At 72.7% G+C, this 18108-nt stretch carries 14 protein-coding genes; 3 read left to right on the top strand and 11 right to left on the bottom strand.

The window, feature by feature from the left end; translation table 11 throughout:
• Positions 1-6: 6 nt before the first annotated feature.
• Positions 7-912: a LysR family transcriptional regulator gene (locus AB0O48_RS26325; RefSeq protein ID WP_365068937.1), complete on the bottom strand. Its 906-nt coding sequence runs from the start codon at positions 910-912 to the stop codon at positions 7-9.
• A 118-nt stretch (positions 913-1030) separates the two neighbouring features.
• Here AB0O48_RS26325 and AB0O48_RS26320 point away from each other — a divergent pair, with 118 nt between their 5' ends.
• On the top strand, positions 1031-1960 hold the full coding sequence (locus AB0O48_RS26320; RefSeq protein WP_365068935.1) for an SDR family NAD(P)-dependent oxidoreductase: 930 nt from the start codon (positions 1031-1033) through the stop codon (positions 1958-1960).
• A gap of 74 nt (positions 1961-2034) precedes the next feature.
• Here the strand turns inward: AB0O48_RS26320 and AB0O48_RS26315 are convergent, their stop codons facing one another.
• Positions 2035-2595 (bottom strand): NAD(P)H-dependent oxidoreductase, encoded by a 561-nt coding sequence (locus AB0O48_RS26315; protein ID WP_357253187.1) that lies wholly within the window; start codon positions 2593-2595, stop codon positions 2035-2037.
• A gap of 136 nt (positions 2596-2731) precedes the next feature.
• On the opposite strand from AB0O48_RS26315, the gene AB0O48_RS26310 reads away from it, so the two are divergent.
• Entirely contained in the window at positions 2732-3214 is a 483-nt protein-coding gene (locus AB0O48_RS26310; protein ID WP_357253189.1) for a MarR family winged helix-turn-helix transcriptional regulator, read from the top strand.
• Between the two features lie 32 nt (positions 3215-3246).
• Here the strand turns inward: AB0O48_RS26310 and AB0O48_RS26305 are convergent, their stop codons facing one another.
• The 5 genes from AB0O48_RS26305 to AB0O48_RS26285 form a co-directional block, all read right to left on the bottom strand.
• Entirely contained in the window at positions 3247-3747 is a 501-nt protein-coding gene (locus AB0O48_RS26305; protein ID WP_357253190.1) for an anthrone oxygenase family protein, read from the bottom strand.
• A 49-nt stretch (positions 3748-3796) separates the two neighbouring features.
• Positions 3797-5638, bottom strand: coding sequence for an IucA/IucC family siderophore biosynthesis protein (locus AB0O48_RS26300; protein ID WP_357572311.1), 1842 nt, complete (start codon positions 5636-5638; stop codon positions 3797-3799).
• Positions 5635-6258, bottom strand: a complete 624-nt coding sequence (locus AB0O48_RS26295; RefSeq protein WP_365068932.1) for a GNAT family N-acetyltransferase — start codon at positions 6256-6258, stop codon at positions 5635-5637. The genes AB0O48_RS26300 and AB0O48_RS26295 overlap by 4 nt, the downstream gene beginning before the upstream one ends.
• Entirely contained in the window at positions 6255-7532 is a 1278-nt protein-coding gene (locus AB0O48_RS26290; protein WP_357253442.1) for a SidA/IucD/PvdA family monooxygenase, read from the bottom strand. The genes AB0O48_RS26295 and AB0O48_RS26290 overlap by 4 nt, the downstream gene beginning before the upstream one ends.
• A 62-nt stretch (positions 7533-7594) precedes the next feature.
• Positions 7595-9133, bottom strand: coding sequence for an aspartate aminotransferase family protein (locus tag AB0O48_RS26285; protein WP_365068930.1), 1539 nt, complete (start codon positions 9131-9133; stop codon positions 7595-7597).
• Positions 9134-9317: 184 nt separating this feature from the next.
• Between AB0O48_RS26285 and AB0O48_RS26280 the strand changes: the two genes are divergently transcribed.
• A complete protein-coding gene (locus AB0O48_RS26280) occupies positions 9318-11366 on the top strand; it encodes a penicillin acylase family protein (protein ID WP_365068928.1) in 2049 nt (682 codons plus the stop codon).
• 55 nt (positions 11367-11421) lie between these two features.
• Here AB0O48_RS26280 and AB0O48_RS26275 read toward each other — a convergent pair whose 3' ends face one another.
• The 4 genes from AB0O48_RS26275 to AB0O48_RS26260 all read right to left on the bottom strand — a co-directional run bounded on the left by AB0O48_RS26275 (position 11422) and on the right by AB0O48_RS26260 (position 18072).
• Positions 11422-15135 (bottom strand): S8 family serine peptidase, encoded by a 3714-nt coding sequence (locus AB0O48_RS26275; protein ID WP_365068926.1) that lies wholly within the window; start codon positions 15133-15135, stop codon positions 11422-11424.
• A gap of 225 nt (positions 15136-15360) precedes the next feature.
• Positions 15361-15972, bottom strand: a complete 612-nt coding sequence (locus tag AB0O48_RS26270) for a bifunctional 4-hydroxy-2-oxoglutarate aldolase/2-dehydro-3-deoxy-phosphogluconate aldolase (protein WP_357253202.1) — start codon at positions 15970-15972, stop codon at positions 15361-15363.
• 131 nt (positions 15973-16103) lie between these two features.
• Positions 16104-17126 (bottom strand): sugar kinase, encoded by a 1023-nt coding sequence (locus tag AB0O48_RS26265; protein ID WP_357253204.1) that lies wholly within the window; start codon positions 17124-17126, stop codon positions 16104-16106.
• Positions 17127-17223: 97 nt separating this feature from the next.
• Positions 17224-18072, bottom strand: a complete 849-nt coding sequence (locus AB0O48_RS26260; RefSeq protein WP_365068924.1) for a S1 family peptidase — start codon at positions 18070-18072, stop codon at positions 17224-17226.
• Positions 18073-18108: the final 36 nt, after the last annotated feature.

The following is an 18108-nucleotide window of genomic DNA, read 5'->3' as shown; positions in this document are numbered from 1 at the left end:
GGCCGGTCAGCCGGTCCTGGTGAGGTCGGTCGTGGCCGCGAGGTCGGTTACCACGTCCAGGAGCCGGCGCAGGGCAGGCGCGGCGTCGCCCGGCAGCCAGACCATCTCGGTGTGGGCGTAGGCGCCGGTCAGTGGGACGAACACCACGCCGCTGCGGCGAAGGCTGGCTGCCGAGCTGGCGAGCCGGGTGACGCCGACTCCGGCGGCGACCAGGCCGAGGAGACTCTGCACGCTGGCGTCCTCCTGGACGACGTTCGGCACGAACCCGGCCTCCCGGAACTGCTCCTCGAAGGTGCGGTGCCAGGGTTCCCAGGAGGTGCGCGGCGTCGTCACCCACGGCTCGTCCGCCAGGTCGGCGAGCGTCAGCTCGGCGCGGTCCGCGAGCGGGTGGCCCTCGGGCAGCACCGCGCACACCGGTTCGGTCGTCAGCCTCCGGGACGCCAGGCCGGGGACCAGCGGGGTCCGGGTGAAGGCGACGTCGTAGTGGCCGCCGAGCACGCCCCGCACCAGCGGCGCGATGGCGGTGGACTCGGTGGCCAGGTGAAGATCGGGAAGTTGCCGGTGCACGGCCCGGACCACCGGGGGCAGGAGGTGGTTGGCAACGGTGGTCAGGAAGGCGAGTCGCAGGCTGCCGACCTCGCCCCGCAGGGCGCGCCCCACGACGGCGACGGCCTCGTCGGCGCGGTCTGCCACGGCCTGCGCCTCGGGCCGGAACAGGGCACCGATGTCGGTCAGGGTGGTGCCGCGGGAGTCGCGGTCGAACAGCTTCGCCCCGAGGGTGCGTTCCAGTGCGGTGATCTGCTGGGACAGCGACTGCTGGGCGATCATCAGCCGGGCGGCGGCACGGGTGTAGCTCAGCTCCTCCGCGAGGACCAGGAAGTATCGCAGTTGCCGCAGCTCAGGGGTGGCCACAGGGACAGACTGTAGCCAGGTCAGGAAGCGTGTGTTGGCCGTCTCGTCGGACCTCCGCGCAGGATCGTTCGGGAGGCGGTAACGGCCTCCCGACGACACCCACCGAAGGAAGCCGATCATGAGTGCAACACGACTCACCACGCCGTTCCACGCCCGGTCCACCGCCAGTGACGTGGTGGCCGGTGTCGACCTCAGCGGGCAGCGCGCCGTCGTCACCGGCGCCTCGTCGGGCATCGGCGTGGAGACGGCCCGAGCCCTCGCCAGCGCGGGCGCCGAGGTGACCCTGGCGGTACGGGACATCCGGGCCGGGGAGCGGACAGCGCAGGACATCGGGGACGGCGCGTCCATCCGGGTCGTACCGTTGGATCTTTCCGACCAGCGGTCGATCGCGGCCTTCGTCGCGGCCTGGGCGGGTCCCCTGCACATCCTGGTCAACAACGCCGGTGTGTCGGCGACCCCCGAGACGCGCACGCCGGAGGGCTGGGAGTTGCAGTTCGCCACGAACCACCTCGGCCACTTCACGCTCACCACCGGGCTGCACCGGGCGCTCGCGGCGGCCGGCCGGGCCCGCGTGGTGTCGCTCAGTTCCATCGCCCACGTGCAGGCGCCGATGGTCTTCGAGGACGTCAACTTCCGCGCACGCCCCTATGACCGGCTGCTCGCCTACGGCGAGTCGAAGACCGCCACCGCGCTGTTCGCGGTCGAGGCGAACCGGCGCTGGGCCGACGACGGCATCACCGTCAACGCGGCCAACCCGGGAGCGGTCGCCACGAACCTGGGGCGGCACCTCACCGAGGAGGACTACGCGGGGCTGCCGGCGTTCGACTTCAAGACCCCGGAGCAGGGGGCGGCGACCTCGGTGCTGCTCGCCGCCTGGCCGCAGCTCGACGGCGTCGGCGGTCGCTACTTCGAGGACTGCGACCAGGCTGCACGCCACCGCCCGGAGACGCCGTTGCAGGGCGTCGCCGACCACGCGACCGATCCCGTGGCGGCGGCGCGGCTGTGGCAGGTCTCGCTCGACCTGCTCGCCGACGCGGGGCGGGCCTGACCACCCGGGAGGCGGACAGACGCAGGCGGCCGCGGGAGGGATCCCGCGGCCGCCTACGGACGTGCTCGAGACGATCAGGCCTGGCGCAGCGGCGCGAGCGCGGCGCTCCAGGCGACCACCTGGTCGAGGGTGGTGGTCAGCGCGTCCCGCTGGAACTCGTTGGGCTTGAACACGCTGAAGTTCTCGAAGTCGGTGAAGAGCGACAGCGCGACCTGCGAACGCACGTCGGCCATCTGCAGCTCACCGGAGATCAACCGCAGGTGCTCCACGGCTCGCGCGCCGCCGACCGAGCCGTAGCTGACGAAGCCCACGGCCTTGTTGTTCCACTCGGCGTACAGGAAGTCGATCGCGTTCTTCAGGGCACCCGAGGTCGAGTGGTTGTACTCGGGGGTGACGATGATGAACCCGTCGTAGGAGGCGATCGTCTCGGCCCACCGCTTCGTGTGCGGCTGGGAGTACTGGCCCATCGACGGCGGGTACGCCTCGTCGAGGTGCGGCAGCTGGTAGTCGAGCAGGTCGATCAGCTCGTACTCCGCGTCGGAGCGCTGCTTGGCGATCTCGAGCACCCAGCGGGCAACGGCTTCACCGTTACGCCCCGGGCGGGTGCTGCCGAGAATGATCCCGATCCTGGTCATGGTGGCGCCTTTCCTCGGTGCTTGGGCTGACGGCCCGACGCTAGCCGGTGATTGCTTGGTCAAGCAAATGTCGCCTCTATGGTCGTGGTCACACGCTGAGTAATCAGTTGCTCAATCAAGCAAGTATGCTGTGAGGATGTCCAACCCCGCCGCAGAACCCCTGCAACCCCTCAACCCCGACGAGGAGGCCCTGGTCCGCGCCCTGGGTCAGGTGATGCACGTGCTGCCCCGCGCGATCGACGCCGACATGGTCGGTGACCGTCAGCTACCGCTCACCGAATACACCGCTCTGATGAACCTATCCGAGGCGCCGGACCGGCGGATGCGGATGAACGAGCTCGCCGCGGCCTGCTACCTCTCGCTCAGCGGCATGACCCGCACCATCATCCGGCTGGAGACACAGGGCCTGGTCAAGCGGGAGCGCTGCGCGGAGGACGCGCGCGGCTGGAACGCCGTGCTCACCGACGCGGGGTTCGCCCGCCTGGAGGAGTCCTGGCCCAGCCACCTGGACGCCGTCCGCCGGCGCTTCCTTCAGCACTTCGAGAGCTTCGACCTCGCCCAGCTGACCCGCGCGTTCCAGCGGGCCGGCACCGCCGAGAGCACCGAGACGACCGACTGAGCCCGGCCCGGCCCAGCCGGTCGTCCGGCGACTCAACCGGGTAGCCGCCCCGCCACGACCAGCGCCCACGCCAGCAGCCCGAAGGCGCCGGTCGACGCGACCGCGCGGAGCACGTTGCCGCGTACCCAGCTCACCTCGAAACGCTCCCGTAGGGCCGCGAGGTCGGTGCCCCCGTCCACGTCGCCGGCGCGGGCCAGCACGTTGTTGAGCGGCACGTTCACCGCGGCGGTGACACCGAGCACCACCAGGTACAGCAGCAGCCCGGCGACGATCCAGGGCAGCACCGCCCGGCGGTCGGCGGCCAGGTGCAGCGCCGCCGCCAGCAGCGTGAACAGCAGCGCACCGCCGAAGCAGACGGCGAACCACCCGTTGAGGATGGACTCGTTGATCCGTCGCATGGCGAGCACCAGCGTCCGGTCGTCGGTGCGGCCCAGGCCCGGCATGACCGCGTACGCGAAGGCGGCGAACAACCCGGCGGTCAGGCCGGTGGTCACCGTGGCGACGAACAGGCTCGCGGTACTCAGGAATCCCATGGGCACCATTGCACCCGCTGGCACGCCTGCTGACCAGACCCGATCATGGTCACCGGGTCGGAGCGTGGGCAGCCAACGGGTTGACGAGGGTGCCGACGAACTGCAGCGCCGCCGACGGGTCGGACAGGTCGATCATCTGCTGGTTGTCGCGCAACTGGAGCCGGTTGAGGCAGGACAGCGTGAACTCCGGTGCGAACAGGTCGTAGTGGCGGACCCGCTCGGCCAGGTGCGGCACCCGGTCGAAGTAGTCGGCGGCGCAGGTCGCGACCGTACGCCAGAAGTCGTCCTCGGCGAGCACACCGGCCTCGACCAGCACCGCGTTGAGGTGGCGCAGGAAGCAGTCCACCACGTCGGTGAAGATGGTCAGCAGCTTGGTGTCGTCGGGCACGTCGACCCGGATCCGTTCCACCTCGGCGGGCAGCTCGACCTCGTCGCTCATCACCGCGATCTCCTCGGCGATGTCCTTGAAGATCACCCGCTGGACCGTGTCGTGCTCGTCGAGGACCAGGATGACGTTCTCGCCGTGCGGCATGAAGGCCAGGTCGTGGGCGTAGAAGCTGTGCAGCAGCGGGGTCAGGTAGGCGTCCAGGTAGCGGCGCAGCCACACCTCGGGGGCCAGGCCGGACCGGGCGATCAGCGCCGCCGCCAGTGAGCCACCCTCGTCGTCGACGTGCAGCAGCGCGGCCATGGTGGACAGTCGCTGTCCCGGCGCGAGGTCGGGCACCGGGCTCTCCCGCCACAGGGCGGCCAACATCTTGCGGTAGGGGGAGGTGCGGTCGGTCGCCGCCTCGTACTGCCGGTGCCGGTAACCCACGGCGGCCCGCTCCCGGATGACGGTCAGGCCGGTGCCGGTCAGCACCTCGTCGGAGGCGATCAGCTCGGCCAGCCAGTCGTTGATCGCCGGGGTGGCCGCCATGTACGCCGCCGACAGCCCTCGCATGAAGCCCATGTTCAGCACCGACAACGCGGTCTTCACGTAGTGCCGGTGTGGCGCGGTGACGTTGAAGAAGGTGCGGATGGACTGCTGGGCGAGGTACACGTCCGGCCCCGGGCCGAGGTGCACCAGCCGGCGCGCGGCCAACTCCCCGGCGAAGGTGACCGCCAGCTTGTTCCACCACTGCCACGGGTGCGCGGGGATCAGGTGGTAGTCGGCGAGGTCCAGCCCGAGATCGGTCATCGTGGCCGCGAACCGGGCCCGGGTCTCGGCGTCCAGCTCGCTCTCGATCAGCGTGTCGTAGTCGAGGTCGGCGGCGCTGCTGAACGTCGAGTGGTCCCGGTGCGCGGCGAGCCACTCCAGCCGGACCGGTGCGGCGGCCTCCGGCGCGTACCTGTGGTATTCGTCGACGCCGAAGCCGAGCCGGCCGTTGTTGGCCACGAAGCACGGGTGGCCCTCGGTCATCGACGTCTCGATGGTCTGGAAGTCCGCGTCGGCCAGTTCGGCGGCGCTCGGCGCGGCCTGGGAGAGCTTGTACGCGGTGCCGGCCAGCGTCGAGGTGATCTCCTCCAGGTAGACCGGGAGCACCCGCGCGGAGAGCCCGAGGGTGCCGCGCAGCTCGACGATCAGGTCCACCGCGTCGGGCGGCAGCGTCGTGTCGTCGCGGTGCCGGGTGATGCTGTCCGCGTCGATCTGCCAGTGCGCCAGGGCCAGGACCCGCGCGGCGAACCGGTAGGTGACCGTGCCGTCGTCGCTGCGCACCTCGTACCACTGCCGGTCGTCCGGACCCGGCACCGGCTGCGGGGTGAGCAGCCGCTCGTGGGTGAACTCGGCGAGCGCCTTGCGGACCAGCAGCCGGTTGGCCCGGGCCCAACGCTGGGGGGTGAGATGCCCGACCGGGTCGCCGATGCTGTCATAGGCGGCGGCGGTCTGGGCGGGGACGGCGGTGGCGGTCACGCCGGGGCTCCTTCGGTTCGGGTGGCGGCGGCGCGGTCGGCAGCGGCGCGGTCGGCAGCGGCGCGGTCGGCAGCGGCCTGGAACTGGGCTCGGGTGCAGACGCTGAGCAGCGCGTCCTTCTCGGGCTTGACGATCGGGCCGACGGCGGTGAAGCCGACGGCGGCGTTCAGCGCGTGCACCGCGGTGTTGCGGACGTCCGGCTCGACCACGACCCGACGGGTCGCCGGGTCGGCGAAGAGCCAGGCCATGACGGTGGTGAGCACCGCCCGGGTGAAGCCGTGCACCGGAGTGCCGACCGGCGCGCAGAGGAAGTGCATGCCCACGTCACCGGGCTGGTGGTCGTAGAGGCCGACCAGCTCGACGTGGGCCGGGTCGTAGCGTTCGGCGAGGAACGCGGGACTCCCCCGCCACAGCCCCAGGTACGCGTCGTGGTGCGGGTGCGCGGCGATCTGCCGGTACTCGTCGGCCACCCGGGTCACGTCGGCGTCCTGCATCAGCCAGAACGCCGCCTTCGGGTGGGTCACCCAGGTGTGCAGCAGCGCGGCGTCGGCGTCGGCGTCGAGCGGACGCAGCGCGAACCCACCGAGCCGATCGTCGAGGCGGGTGAAGACGGCGCTCACGACGTCACCCCGAACTCCTGGAAGGTGATGCTCTTCTCGATCGGGTAGTGCTCCCGGCCGAGCAGCTCCCGGATGATCCAGGAGTTGCGGTAGGCGCCCATCCCCAGGTCCGGTGAGGTGATGCTGTGCGTGTGGGTGCCCGCGTTCTGCAGGAAGATGCCCCGCCCGCTGTGGTCGATGCTGTAGTTGCGGGCCACGTCGAAGCGGCCGTGCGCATCCCAGCGGATCCGATCGCGCACCGGCGCGAGGAACTCCGGCACCCGGTAGTGGTAGCCGGTGGCCAGGACGAGGCCCTCCGTACGCAGCGTGAGGTCCCGTTCCTGCTCGACCTGACGCAACCCCAACGTGTACGCGCCGTCCTGGTGCGCGGCGCTGACCAGCTCGGTGTTGGTGAGCAGGCGGGTGTTCACCGGCCCGTTGACGCTCAGCGCGTACAGCAGGTCGAAGATGTCGTTGATCAGGTCGGCGTTGATCCCCTTGAACAGGCCCTTCTGGTCGGACTCCAACCGGTAGCGGGTCGTCTCGGGCAGCGCGTGGAAGTAGTCCACGTAGTCCGGTGAGGTCATCTCCAGCGTCAGCTTCGTGTATTCCAGCGGGAAGAACCGCGGCGACCGGGTCACCCAGTTGAGTTGGTAGCCGTACCTGTCGATGTCGCCGAGCAGGTCGTGGTAGACCTCGGCGGCGCTCTGTCCGCTGCCCACCACGGTGATGCTGCGCTTGGTGCGCAGCGCCGTCCGTTGCTCCAGATAGCGCGAGTTGTGCACGGCGTCGCCGGGCAGGTCGGCGACCGCGTCGGGCAGGTGCGGCGGCGTGCCCGTGCCGAGCACCAGGTGCCGGGCGCGATATTCGACGGTCTCCCCCGTGCCGGTGCTGGCCCGCACCACGTACCGCTGGTCGGCGGTGTCGAACTCCACAGTGGTCACGGTCTGACCGAAGCGCAGGTTCGGCAGCTTCGCCGCCGCCCACCGGCAGTACGCGTCGTACTCGCTGCGCAGGGGGTAGAAGCTCTCCCGGATGTAGAACGGGTAGAGCCGGCCGATCTCCTTGAGGTAGTTGAGGAAGGAGTACGGCGAGGTCGGGTCGGCGAGGCTGACCAGGTCGGCGATGAACGGGGTCTGCAACCGGGCCGACTCCAGCAGCATGCCGGGGTGCCAGGCGAGGCTCGGCCGGGCCTCCAGGAACACCCCGTCCAGGTCGTCGATGGGCGCGGTGAGGCAGGCCAGCCCCAGGTTGTACGGGCCCAGCCCGATGGCGATGAAGTCGTGGGTGGACATCCGGGTCTCCAGGCGCGAATTCGGGTTCACCGGCATCAGCCGACGGGGCAGGTCAGTCGGCATCAGCCGACCTGGCAGGTCAGCTCGGCGGCGACGTGGTCGTGCACGTACCGGCCGGCGTGGGTGGCGATCAGGTCCAGCACGTAGCCGACGTCGTCGACGGTGGTGGCCGGGTTGAGCAGGGTGAACTTCAGGAAGTGTCGGCCGTCGACCCGGGTGCCGGCGACCACGGCGAGACCGGACGCCGCGAGGGCCTCCCGGGCGTGCAGGTTGGCGGCGTCGGCGAGGCCCCGGCCCGCCCCGGTGGGGAGGTACCGGAAGACCACGGTGCTCAGGTCGGAGCGGGTCACCACCTCGAAGCGGGGGTCCTCGCTGACCAACTGCCACGCGTCGGCGGCCCGGTCGATCACCTCGTCGAAGAGCGCGCCGAGGGCGTCCGGCCCCATCACCCGCAGGGTCAGCCAGAGCTTCAGCGCGTCGAAGCGGCGGGTGGTCTGCAGGCTCTTGTCGACCTGGTTGGGGATGCGCTGCTGCACCATCCGGGCCGGGTTGAGGTAGTCGGCGTGGTAGGTGGCGTGCCGCAGCGCCTGCCGGTCGCGGACCAGCAGCGCGCTGGAGCTGACCGGCTGGAAGAAGGACTTGTGGAAGTCGACGGTCACCGAGTCGGCCCGCTCGATGCCGTCGAGAAGGTGCCGCCGCGTCGGCGACACGAGCAGCCCACAGCCGTACGCGGCGTCGACGTGCAGCCAGACGCCTGTCGCCGCGCGGATCTCGGCCAGCTCCGGGAGCGGGTCGATGGAGCCGAAGTCGGTGGTGCCGGCGGTGGCCACGACGGCCATCACCACCAGGCCGGCCTGCCGGCACCGCGCGATCTCCTCGCGGACGGCGGCCGGGCGGATCCGCCGCCGCGCGTCGGTGGGCACCGCGATCACGGCGTCCGGGGCGAGGCCGAGCAGCTTGGCCGACTTCTGCACGCTGAAGTGACCGGCGGCGGAGGTGAGTACGCGCAGCCGGGGCAGCAACTCGGCGCGCGCCGCCGGCCCGATCGCGTCGGCGCACGCCTCCTCCCGGGCCAGCAGCAGGGCCTGGAGGTTGGACTGGCTGCCGCCGCTGGTGAAGACACCATCCGCGGTGGGACCGAGGCCGATCCGTTCGGCGGTCCAGTCGATCAGCCGTCGCTCGATCAGTGTCGCTCCGGCGCTCTGGTCCCAGGTGTCCAGCGACGAGTTCACGGCGGTGAGCACCGCCTCGCCGAGCAGCGCCGGGATCGCCACCGGGCAGTTGAGGTGGGCCAGGTAGCGGGGGTGGTGGAACCAGACGGCGTCGCGCAGGTAGACGTCCTCCAGCTCGTCGAGCGCGGCGCTCGCGTCGCCCAGCGGCCGGTCCAGGTTTACCCGGTCCACCAGGGGGGCCAGCTCGGCCGGCGTGATGCCGGTGAGCGGGCGGTCCACCGTGGCCACCCGGCGGGCGACCCGGTCGACGCCCTCGGCGATGGTCCGCCGATACTGCTCGACCGAGCCGTCCTGCAACAGGTGGGCCCGCGCGGCGGCCGGCGCCGGTCGTGGCGCGGTGGTCTCGACGGGGTACGTCGGCACGGTCACTGGATGTCCTTCCACGTTCTCGACGAGGGCAGCCGGAACCACCCCCGGGGCGGTCGCGCGCCTCCCGGGGGCAGTGCTGTCGATCAAGGGGTGGTCGGGTCGACCGAGGCAGCGGGGTTAGGTTAGCCTAACCTCGGTCATTGTCAACAGCGGTTCGCCGTCACACCACTGGGGAGCCCCACACGTGAATGCTCGGCGTTTCCGCGACCCGTGGGGCGTACCGCACCTGCGGGCCGACGACCCCCTCGCGCTGGCGGCGGCGCAGGGCCGGGTGACCGCGTACGACCGGGCGTGGCAGCTCGAGGTGGAACGGCACCGCGCCCAGGGCAGCAGCGCCACCTTCCTCGGCGTCGACGCGCTCGGCTGGGACCGGTTCGCCCGGCAGGTCCGGCTCGACGACACCGCACGCCGCTGCCACGCGGCACTCGACCCGGCGACCGCCGAGTGGGTGGGCGCGTACGTGGACGGGGTCAACGAGGGCCTCGCCGCCGGGGCGGCACGCGCGCCGGAGTTCGCCAAGACCGGGCTGCGACCGGGCCGGTGGGAGCCGTGGACACCGCTGGCGGTCTGGCTGGGCCACCACATCCTGTTCGCGGGGTTCCCGAGCAAGCTCTGGCGTGAGCACGTGGCGCAGCGGCTCGGCCCGGACGCGGTCGACGCGTTCGCCACCGACGGTCCCGCCGTGGCCGGCAGCAACGGGTGGCTGCTCGCCGCCGCGCGCACCGGCACCGGCGCCGCGCTGCTCGCCGGTGACCCGCACCGGTTCCTGGAGGATCCCGGCGTCTACCAGCAGATCCGGTTGGCCTGCCCGGAGTACGACGTGGTCGGGCTGGCGGTGCCGGGCGTGCCGGGCATCGCGCATTTCGGGCACACCGGTGCGGTGGCCTGGTCGATCACCAACGCGATGGCCGACTACCAGGACCTTTACGTCGAGCAACTGCGCCGCGACGGCGAGCAGGTGCAGGCCCTCGGCCCGGACGGTTGGCGGCCGGTGCACGCCCACGTCGAGACGATCCTGGTGGCCGGGGCCGACCCGGTCCAGGTGGAGGTGGTAGAGACCGACCGGGGTCCGGTGATCAGCGGCGGGCCGGACGACGCGACGGCGATCAGCCTGCGCTACCCGCCCCGGGTCCGCGCCGAGCTGGGCTTCGCGACGCTGCCGGAGCTGCTGCGCGCCCGCACCGTGACCGATGTGGACCACGCGCTGCGGCACTGGGTGGAGCCGGTCAACGTGGTGCAGGCGGCGGACACCGCCGGTGGGCTGCTGCACCGGGTCGCCGGGGCGGTGCCGGTACGGCATCCGGACAACGGCCGGCGGGTGGTCCCCGCCTGGGAGGCCGCGCACGCCTGGCAGGGTTGGTACGCGCCGATGCCCCGGGCCGAGGTGGTCGGCCGGGCGGTGATGGCCAACGAGCGGGGGCTGGCGGCGCCGCTCGGCGTCGAGTTCGCCCCACCGCACCGGGCAGACCGGATCGCCGAACTGCTCGACGCCGGGCACGCCTGGACGGCCGACGCGGTGGCCGCGGTGCACACCGACACACACCTGGGCTCCGCCGGACCGCTGCTGGCGGTGCTGGCCGAGTCGACCGGCCTCGGTCCGACCGCCGCCGCGCTGCGTGAACGGCTGCTGCGCTGGGACCGGCGGATGGCCGCCAACAGCACCGACGCGGCGGAGTTCGCCCTCCTGCGGGCCGCGGTCGTCCGCCGGTTCGCCGCCCACCCGGCGCTGGCCGCGCTGGCCGACCCGCCCGCGTACCCCGAGGTTTTCGCGCCCTGGTTGGCGCTTACCCCGCGCGTCGGTCACGCGCTGGAGCACCTGGTCGGCGCGGCCCCGCTGCCCGGTGTGGACGTGGCCGCGCTGGTGCGCGCCGCGGCCGAGGAGGTCGCCGAAGCGGCGGACGGCCCGGTGCGGTGGGGGGACCTGCACCGGCTCGCGGCGTGGCGGGCGCTGCCCGACCCGGATCTCGGACCCGGCCCCGGACTCGACGGCGACCACGACTGCGTGCTGGCCACCTCCAGCGTGCCCGGGGTCACCCACTGGTGCTTCCGGGGGCCGGCGGCGCGCTTCGTCTGGGACCTGGCCCGGCGCGAGGACAGCCGCTGGGTGGTCCCGCTGGGCGCCTGCGGGGTGCCCGGCGACCCGCACCACGACGACCAGACCGCCGCCTGGCTGGCCGGAAGACTGTTGCCGGTGACCACCTCCTGGGACCAGCTCACCGAGGAGCGGGACTGACACGGCCGCCGGCCGGGATGCCGAGGCACCCGACCGGCGGCCGGTCACACGGGCGTCAGCGCAGGCCGAACGCCCGGGTGATGTGCTGACTCACGGTGTTGCCGGCGGCGTCCCGCGCGGTGGTGCGCAGGCTCACGAAGCCGGCCTTCGCCGGTGCGGCGAGCGAGGTACGCCAGCCGTCCCCGTGCCGGCTCAGGCGCTGCTTCTGCCAGGTCGCCCCGTCGTCGTAGGACACCTCGACGGTGACCGCGCCGACCGTGCCCGAGACGCCGGGCAGGTGGGCGGCGACCACCGTCAACGGTGCCCGCCGCGACGCCGTGCCGGCGGAGTCGAGGGCCACCCGGTAGTCCACCTGGATCATCGGCAGCACCGCCGACGACTCCTCCCCGGTGGCGGCCGAGGTGAAGCCCCACTCGGTGCGGGTCTGCCGGGAGTACGGGTTGGTCCAGGCGGCCCGGTCGTTCTCCACCACCAGCCGGTACGGCAGACGCTGCGCCGCCAGGCCGGAGACCTGGAGATACTCGGCGTTGCCCCAGTTCAGCTCCCGGTCACCCTGGTAGAGGGTGGTCCGGTTGACCATGTCGTAGTTGGCGCGCGCCTCACCGATGTGACCACCCCCGTCGCCCCAGCCGGGCGCGGGCAGGTAGAGGGTGTCCAGGTAGCGCACCGGCACGTAACCCCCACCCATCCGGGGTCGCTGGATCGGCCCGAACCACTCGACGGCGCTCGGCCGGCCGGCCGGATAGGTGGCCACCTCCATCAGGTGCTGGCCCGTCTCGCCGACGATGTACGCGTCGTCGATCCACCGCTCGCCGACGGTCACCCAGTCGGTGCGCCGACCCTGGGCCGGGACGGTCTCCTGGTTGCCCGAGGCCATGCCCTTCCAGACGTCGGTGCGGAACTCCAGCGCCTTGCCCGGGCGGTAGTTGCGGAACTCCACGTCGACCCGGGCCAGGTCCCGCTTGGCCGGCCGGTAGGTGGGGTCGGCCGGCACCGTTCCCGTCCAGTGGTGCGCCACGTCGTACAGGTAGGTGGTCTCCGGGTGCGACTCGGCGGTCAGCCGCACCGGGCCGTGGCCCAGCGCCGCGATGAGCTGGTCGCCCTCGTCGGCGGTCAGCGTCGCCACGGTCACCGGGGCCGGACTCTGCGGGCTCCACGGCGTCTCGTCCCAGGGGTCGAGCCGACCGACGCCGTCGTTGACCACCAGCAGCAGCGTCGCCCCGGCCGCCGCGACGGCCCGCGCCTGGGTGGCGATGTCCACGGTGTCGCTGCGCCGCACCACCACCGCCCGGTCCCGGACCGGACGCTTGGCCAGCCCGGCCGCCGAGGTGTCGGCGACGTAGACCGCGTCCAGCTGGCGACGACCGGCCGGCAGCGCGGGGGTCGCCCGCTTCACCAGCAGATCGTCGTACGCGCGGCCGGCCGCGGAGATCGTCAACGCCGGCTGTTCGAGCCGCCACCGGGCACCGAACTCGAACTCGCCGTCGGTGACCTTGCGGCTCGTCGGCAACGCCCACATGCTGTCGTACGAGTCGTTGGGCAGCACCTGACTCTCGGTGAGGCCGTTAGCGGTGGACCGGTGGATGTCCATCCGCAGCGAGGTGGCTGTGACCTGCTGCGGCACCGTGGCCCGTACCTGCCGGGCGGCCCGCGCGTCCAGGGTGACGGTGCGGTCGCGGTCCAGGTTGACGTCGGTGAAGCTGAGCATCGCCATGCCCTTGGAACGCGGACCGTTCACGCCGCGCACGTCCGCGGTGATCCAGCCGGTCCAACTCGCCACCGGCAGCCGCAGCGTGGCGGTGCCGCTCTCGGGCAGGTCCACGGCGGTGAACAGCCCGTCGGTGGTGAGGATGACCTTGCCGACGAGCGGTTTGCCGTCCCGGTCCTTGGCGACGAGCGTCAGGTTCTGCCGCTGACCCTCCTTGCCGGCGCCGATCAGGGTGCGACCGCGGACCACACCGGCGTCGTCGGTGGCGACGATCATGCCGCTGACCTGCTTCTCCACCGGCAGCTTGTCGTACGCCGCGGTCAGCGTGACCGTGGCGGTGCCGCCGGTGGGCACGGTCACCCGGTCGGCGGAGAGGGCGAAGAGGCCGGCCGGCGCGGTGGTCGCGTCGAGGGCCAGCTTCAGCGTGACCGGCGCGGTGCCGAGGTTCGTGTAGGTGACCGTCCGGTCGACGGTCCTGCCCGGCTGCTGCGGCCAGGCCTGGAAGCCGGAGTACGCGCTCGGGGTGGCGAAGACGGTGGCCCGGGTGGCGGCGACCGCGTCGACGCGGCCGGCACCCGCCTGGTACGGGGTGTACTCCGGAGTGGTCTTGACCGTGCTGACCAGCGCCTCCTTGATGCGCTGACCGGTCCAGTCCGGGTGCGCCGCGGCAACCAGCGCTGCCGTGCCGGCCACGTGCGGGGTGGCCATCGACGTGCCGCTCATCAGCGTGTAGTCCCCCGACCCACCCCGTACGTGGTGGGAGCGGGCCGCCAGGATGTCCACGCCGGGCGCGGTGATCTCGGGCTTGAGCCCGCCGTCGCCGGCCCGTGGTCCCTGGCTGGAGAACTCGGCGAGGTGGTCGGTGGCGTCGACGGCGCCCACGGTGAGCGCGGAGTCCGCGGCTCCCGGGCTGCCGATGCTGTTCGGCCCGCCATTGCCGGCGGCGATCACGAACAGCGCGCCGGTCTCGGCGCTGAGCCGTTCGACAGCCTGGCTCATCGGGTCACTGCCGTCGGTGGCCTCGCCGCCCAGGCTCATGCTGACGACCCGGGCCTTCTGCTCGCGGGCCGCCCACTCCATGCCGGCGATGATCCAGGAGTCCTGCCCGCTGCCCTCGCTGTTGAGCACCTTGCCGATGTGCAGGCGGGCACCGGGGGCGACGCCCCGCTCGACCCCGCCGGACGCGGCGCCGGTGCCGGCGATCGTCGAGGCGACGTGCGTCCCGTGGCCCTTGTAGTCGAGGATGTCCGGCTCCGTGGGCACGAAGCTGCTGGACTCGGCGATCTGACCGGCGAGGTCCGGGTGCTCGGCGTCGGCGCCGGAGTCGAGGACCGCGACGTCGACACCGGTGGCGGTGTTGCCCCCGGCCCAGACGGTCGGGGCGCCGATCTGCGCGGTGGAGTCGGCCAGGTCGGCGTGGACCCGTCCGTCCAGCCAGACCTTGGCGATGCCGTTGGCGAGGGTCGGGGCGGCACCCGTACGCCGGGCGGTGCCGGCGGTGAGGGCGGTCCAGAACCGGTCGGCGGTGGCGCGCTGGCGCGTCAGCGCGGCACCCCGCACGCTGTCGAGCGGGCGGACCAGCTCGGAGCCGTCCACTGTGGGGCGGGTGCGGGCGCGGACCGCCGCGTCGGTCATCGTGACGATCAGCGGCAGCTTGTCCGTGTGGGTGTCGTCGTAGCCGTCGGCGATCAGCTCGGTGACGTTGAACAGCTGCCGGTCCAGCGCGCCGCTGGTGACGTACGGCAGCGCGCTGTCCGGGTAGACGTACGTGTCGCCGTTGAGCACGGTGCGGTGGAAGGTCGGCGTACTGCCGTCCGGGCGGCGCACGGTCGACACGGTGCTGCCGTCCGCCGCGGTGGTCACCGTGACCGTGTCACCGGTGATCAGCGTGACGGTGGACGCGCGTCCGGCGGCGGCCGGAGGAAGGCCGACCGGGCGGTCGGGGGTGGTCGGCGGGGCGGCGGACGCCCCCGCGGCGGGTGGGGTGAACCCGGCCGCCAGGGTGAGGGCGGTGCCGAGGGCGATCAGCCCGGATCGGCGACGCCGGCGAGACAGAGCCAAGATGACCTCTTTGCGTCGAGAAGTGGTACGCCGCACAGCATCGACGCAACACCCACCCCCGACGCCCACCAACCCCCGACGCACTTACGCCATGGCACAAACCCGCCACCCGCCCTGGCTCCCGCGCCCCGCCCCACCGGGTTGATCAAGAGATTTGCGTCAGGATTCCGGCTTCCGGTGACGCAAACTTCTTGATCAACCCGGTCGTGGGTGGGGGTGGGTGGGTTAGCTGGAGGGGCGGGTTAGCAGGGCGGCTAGCCGGTCGAGTTGGGTCGGGTCGGACAGGGCTGAGCCGACCGCCGCCACCCGTACGCCGGCTTGCAGGAACGCCTCGGCGTTGCCCGCGTCCAGGCCGCCGGTCGCGACGAAGCGCAACTGCGGCAGCGGGCCGGCCATGGCCTTGAACCAGGCCGGTCCGAGCGAGATCGCGGGGAACGCCTTGAGCCAGGTGAGCCCGTGCCGCAGCGCCTGCTGGGCCTCGGTGGGGGTGGCCACACCGGGCAGGTGCGGCAGACCACGGGCGGCCGCCGCGTCGGCGATCGCGAGGTCCAGGCCGGGCGCCACGGTGAACCGGGCGCCCGCGTCGGCGGCAGCGGCGACCTGCTCGACGTCGAGCACGGTGCCCGCGCCCACGATCCGGCCCCGCGCGGTGCCCGCCTCGACGGCGGCGCGCAGCGACGCTACGGCGTCCGGGGTGGCCACCGGCACCTCCACCACGTCGATGCCGAGGTCCCAGGCTCGCTCGGCGAGCCGAACGGTCTCGGCGACCGGCAGGCCGCGCAGGATCGCCATCACCCGGGCGCTGCCGAAGATGTGCTCGAAGTCCGCTGTGGTCATGGTGCACTCCATCCGAGATCGCGGTGAATCTGTTGCCTGCTGGCCGGATCGAACGCCGACCTGGCCGGGTCGAACGCCGACCTGGCCGGGTCGAGCGCCGACCTGGCCGGGTCGGACTGCGACGGTATGACTCAGGTCGTCGCCAGGGCGCCGGTCAGGTCGAGCGGCGACCAGGCCTCGACGGGGGCGTCGATCAGCCTCTCGAACCAGGCCCATGCCGGGACCGGGGCGTTGTCGCCGCTGCTGGTCAACGCCTGTGCCGCGACGAGGTGCCCGAGGCGCAGGCGCCGCACGGGATCGAGGCCACGGAGCAGCCCGGCCAGATAGCCGGCCGCGAACGCGTCTCCCGCGCCGACCGGCTCCACCACCGCCACCAGGGGCGCGGATACGAAGACCGGCTCGGCGTCCCGGCACAGTGCGGTGGCACCCACCGCGCCATCCTTGACCACCACCGTCTCCGGCCCGGGCAACAGCCGGCGTACGGCCATCGGGTCGGCGGTGCCCCACAGCGTCTCCGCCTCGTCCTGCCCGACGAAGACCAGGTCGCTGCGGTCGGCCAGGTCGCGCAGCACCGGCGCGGCCTGCGCGGCGGGCCACAACCGGCCCCGGTGGTTGACGTCGAAGCTGACAAGTGCCCCCGCCAGCGGCCGGTCCGCCACGGCGTGCTCGACAAGCGCCCGGCAGGAGGCGGAGAGCACCGGCGTGATGCCGGACAGGTGCAGCACCCGGGCACCGGTCAGCTCTGGTGCGGCAAGCGTGCCGGGATCCATCCGGGAGGCCGCCGAGCCCGCCCGGTAGTAGTGCACGGCGGTGCCCTCCGGGCTCGGGTCCTTGACGTACAGGCCGGTGGGGGCGGCCGGGTCCACGCTGACCTGGTCGACGTGGACGCCGGTGGCGGCGACGTGCCGGACGACGGCCCGGCCGAAGGGGTCGTCGCCGACCCTGCTCACCCAGGCCGCCCGGTGCCCCAGCCGCGCCAGGTAACCGGCCACGTTGGATTCCGCGCCGCCGACCGACACAGCGACCCGGTCGGCGTGCTCCAACGGCTCGCCCGGCGCGGGGCAGAGCACCACCATCGTCTCCCCGACCGTGGCCACCTCGATCGGCGCGGAGCCCGGGACGGTCGCGTCGTCAGGTGGGGAGTCGGTCGGCATCGGGCACACGTCCTCGCGGCGGGGGTGCTGGGCGTCGCCGAGCCTAGGTGTTGGAACGCGAGGCGAGCAACCCGTCATACGTCACACCCATCGGCGCTCAGGGCAATGTCAACGAGTAAGCGGCGAGCACCTCCCCGATCGGCTGGTAGTAGGTGGTGCCGCCGGAGGTGCAGTTGCCGCTGCCGCCGGAGAGGATGCCGAGGATGGTGCCGGTGGAGGCCACGTAGAGCGGCCCGCCGCTGTCGCCCGGCTCGGCGCAGATGTTGGTGCGGATCAGGCCGTAGATCACGCCGGTGGCGTAGTTGACGGTCTGGTTGAGGCCGGTGACGGTGCCGCACCGCACGCCGGTGGTGACGCCGCTGCGACAGACCGCCTGACCGACGTACGCGGTGCCGGGTCCGTGGATGGTCAGCAGACCCGGGTACGTGTAGACCGCGCTCGGGTGGGCGATCCGCCCGGTGTAGCGGATCAGCCCGTAGTCGTTGGTGGGGTAGCTGGTGGCGGTGCGGGTGCCGAGCACGGTGGTCTGCGCACTGTCGGTGTACCAGGTGGCGGCGGCGGTGGTGCAGTGCCCGGCGGTGATCACGTAGTAGGTGCTGCCGCTGCGCGCGTTCGCGCCGAGCGAGCAGCGCGCGCCACCGCCGTAGATGCCCTGCCCACCGGCGATCAGGGGGCGCAGCGTTCCGGGTTCGCGGCGCAGCGCCACGCCGGCCCGGTCGGTCACCGCCCGCAGTGCGGCCAGCTCGCTCGGGGCCACGGTGTCGTCGACGGTGAGGGTCATCCGGCCGGTGGCGGGGTCGAGGCCCCAGGCGGTGCCGGCGGTGCGTACCCCGGGAAGCACGGCGGCCGCGTCGGCGGCCCGGTGGGGGCCGGCGGCCCGCGCCGTGCTGGGCGTGCCGAGCAGGAGGGTGGTCAGGACGAGGGCGACGAGCGGGGAGCGGCGCATCCGAACCTCCGCGAGGATCGAGCATGATGGATGCCC

This window comes from Micromonospora sp. NPDC085948 (assembly GCF_040686315.1).
Lineage (GTDB): Bacteria > Actinomycetota > Actinomycetes > Mycobacteriales > Micromonosporaceae > Micromonospora.
This window is presented reverse-complemented; position numbering and strand designations above follow the sequence as displayed.